1 protein-coding gene and 1 pseudogene are annotated in these 3291 nt (G+C 50.5%); one reads left to right on the top strand and one right to left on the bottom strand.

From position 1 onward, the window contains the following. The first annotated feature begins 227 nt into the window (after positions 1-227). Complete coding sequence (locus CSZ94_RS27005; RefSeq protein WP_146009916.1) at positions 228-1238, top strand: hypothetical protein; 1011 nt, start codon at positions 228-230, stop codon at positions 1236-1238. 347 nt (positions 1239-1585) lie between these two features. Here the strand turns inward: CSZ94_RS27005 and CSZ94_RS27795 are convergent. Further along, positions 1586-3291 (bottom strand): annotated as a pseudogene (locus tag CSZ94_RS27795) (hypothetical protein); the annotation flags it as partial.

The raw sequence follows: 3291 nt of genomic DNA, 5'->3' as shown, positions 1-3291 counted from the left end.
CCCAAAAAGGAGATAAATATCGACCCATCGTGACCGCACCCACTACAATTTAACCGCGTAACACCATCTCATGCGCAGGTGGGCGCGATAGACCGGAATGGGTGGGCACGTTCACCGAAATACGCACTTGGCGTCACCCCGCGGCGAGTACGACAAATTCTGCAGCAATTTCGTGAGCAGTACGCGACATCGAACCAGTCTGAGCTTTTCTTTGATGAGGTGTGCTAATGACGTCAGGTAATTATCAAAAACATGCGGACTCTCGCGGCCCATCTCGCATAATCATCGCGCTTGACTCTCTCTACGCGCGAAAACTGGGGACAACGACGGCCGTATGGTTGCGTCAGGCTGAATACACTCAAAGAAAAGCTGGGAACGGTTGCTGGTGGTTCAAAAAAATTCTCGCAGATAGGGATGATAATAATCAGATGATTTCACCCCGATGGGAAATCGACCAAAGTTTTGAGTATGAAACGGGCCTAACTCGGTCACACCAGGGGAAAGCCCGAAAAGCAGCGAAAAAACTTGGCGTGCTTCAGGAGCGGCGCTCGCGCAATGGAGGCCGTCTTGAATACCGGATCGATCTGGATCTCTTGGCTAAGATCGTGTCCAAGTGGGCCGATGAAGAGCGCAATTTCCAACGTTCAGAAGCGTCAGAAATCACATTCGGCAACGGCGAATCTGGCGCCCTGGAAAGCGAAATTTCGCTTTCCAGTACAGAGAGTATACAGATTAAAAAAAGTAGAACTGCGCCATCAAGTTCATCAGCCAAGCATGAGAACAGTAGCAAGAAGCGACAACCAAGGGCCAAGATCGCTGGCGTCCATTGCTGGAACGATCTCGACCAGAAACTTGCCAATTCTATAGTGGAAAAATATGGCGAGAAGGCGGTTTGCGACGCCGTATCACAACTTGAAAACGAGGGCGCAAAGCCATTGCCATCAGTCGTCGAAAAAATATTGTCACGCTCAAGCGCCAAGAATATGGTCGAAGAAACGCGCCAGCGGCTGGACAGCTATGACATCAGCGAAATCGACCGAAAGAGGCGAACAGCAGCACGTGACGCAGTGGACATGTTATCGCCAAGCGAACGCGGCAAGCTCATCAAAAAATTCATTGATGAAAACATCGGCGGGGACGCGACATCATTCGAACCTATCAAAGGTGAGTTTCGCAAATTGGATGAAAAATTGCATTGCAAACGCTGGCTGGAGGCACAGTTTATGGATAGATGTTGATGCCTACATACTGTACCTCCAGCTGCATGCCGGCCTGTTCGAGTCGGCTACGCCGTGCTGTTGCCAGTTGCTTCTGACGAGTGCAGCAATGCAGTCACCAACCCGACATACATCCTCGCCAGGCAGCGTGATCGAGCTCGGCATTGCGATGGTGTGGGGCGTGTCCATACGGTATCTGATGCCGCGCTGTTCAAGTTCGTCCTGCAAAGCCGCTAAAGCTTACTGCATCAATGCCGAGTTTGCCGGCGGCTAGCAGCAGCGCATCACTGCACCACCGCTATGTAACCACCTACTCTTAGCAGAATGGCACCGGCGTCGACTTAAGATTTTCAGCAGCCAGACGCTTCCTATTTCCAAGGGGGCACAGAAATTGTGGGAAGATTTTCACCCTCATTAATGGAAAGATCAACGTCAAGCCAGTCGTAAAACGCCGGAGATCCTGACATAGTAGTGTTTCCAGGGACAAAACAAGGCTGCAAGCCACCATCATTTTTTGCAGCCTCTAGTCGACCATAGATCGCCTTAGGATCAGCGAAAAATTTGCCGAATTTTTTTATCATCTCAGGATCCGCCCCGGGCTCACAATTTGATACTGCGTCCCAGAAGTCACCCCTATCGTGCAGATATTCCGGGATGTCATCTTTTTCAACACGAGCATTAGAGGAGGCAGACGTAACGTTAAACGCATCGCATAGGCTTTTGTTCAATGTTGTTGTGTCAACGGTTTCTGCGATGGGCAGATATGCAACCAACTGCAGTGGCACTGGCAACAATTGAGGCCGTGGCTTGCCCTCACTCATGTGAATAGGATCAATATCGGCTACAACCAATGCCTGATCACGCTCGCTCAACGGGTCTTCCTTGGAGCTGTAATAAATTCCCTTCGACCATCCATGGTAAGGAGTAATTGACGAAATATAGCCAGCACTGGCGTCGATTCCTTTCCAGCTCTCACGTCCAATGAAGCAACTTCCCCCCTTAAGTCCCGGACCAGTGGCGTTACAGAAGACGGTGGTTGTACCTGCTGCGAGTAGCGCCGCTTGTCCAGCTATCCAGTAATCTGCGGTACGTGTTGTTGCGGCAGGAACGACGGCAATTGTGCGCCTAGGACCGCGGTCCTTTGTTCCTCCTATTGACAAGTACTCTGACAATCGCCTCACGTCGCGGAAAACTTCCTCTTCCTCCGCTGATGCGCCAAACCGGCGCTGAGTACCCACGTAATCCTTAGCAATTTGCAGATAATTTGCAGGACTTGTGAGTAAGAAGATTTCCGAGCAAATTAATTCAATAAAATGTCTCAAAGGAAGACGACTTTCAGCCAGAAGCTTGACGATTCCTTTTGTACTGAGTGTCACGTGATGCTGTTCACTAATTTCGTTAGCTAAATCAGCAGGAACAAATAATGGACCCAGTTCCTTTGAGCCAGGCCGAATAAACTCATTAAGACCTACAGATCTGTACTTCTTTAGGCGCTCAAGTTGAAGAACAGCACCGTTAGTGAACTTCGTCGTCATGCTTCCCGCCGCGCCATTCCCTCCGGCCAATGCATCTGAAAGTATCTCCTCGGGAATAGGCCAAAGTAGGTTAAGTGGCGCGCTGCATCGAGCTCCAGGAGAGTCGTTCGAGAACTGCATATAGGTACCGGCAAGCACAGCCACGTGTTTCCCCGCCAAGTATTGGCGCAACCAGCTCACTGTTTCTGGCCTGACGGAATATTCAGGAAGAACCAATAGATCTACATCAAGATCTTCACAAGCATCGATTGATCGCTCCAAAAATCTGCGACGCCTATGTTCTGCCCAGCTCGGCAGCGATACGTTAGCGTGGTCCCATAAGTGACCGCTCCCTGGCTTACTGTTAGCTTTGCTTAGGCTTTCGTAGTATCCAGGCTTCAATGCAGCCAATGATATTAGGAGGGAGCGCTTGCGGTAGTTGTCAAGATAGTTGTCGCGTAAGTGCGGTTTTAGAATGCGTCGTTTCAGTCCTTTCCTCAGCAGGTCATGCGGCGCGGCGCTGGTCAAGTTTGGACGGCGGGTTAAGCCAAACCTCGTCG

This window comes from Janthinobacterium sp. ROICE36, assembly GCF_002869965.1.
Classification (GTDB): Bacteria; Pseudomonadota; Gammaproteobacteria; order Burkholderiales; family Burkholderiaceae_D; genus Janthinobacterium.
Note: the sequence above shows the minus strand (reverse complement) of the source record. Positions and strands in the feature narration are given on the sequence as shown.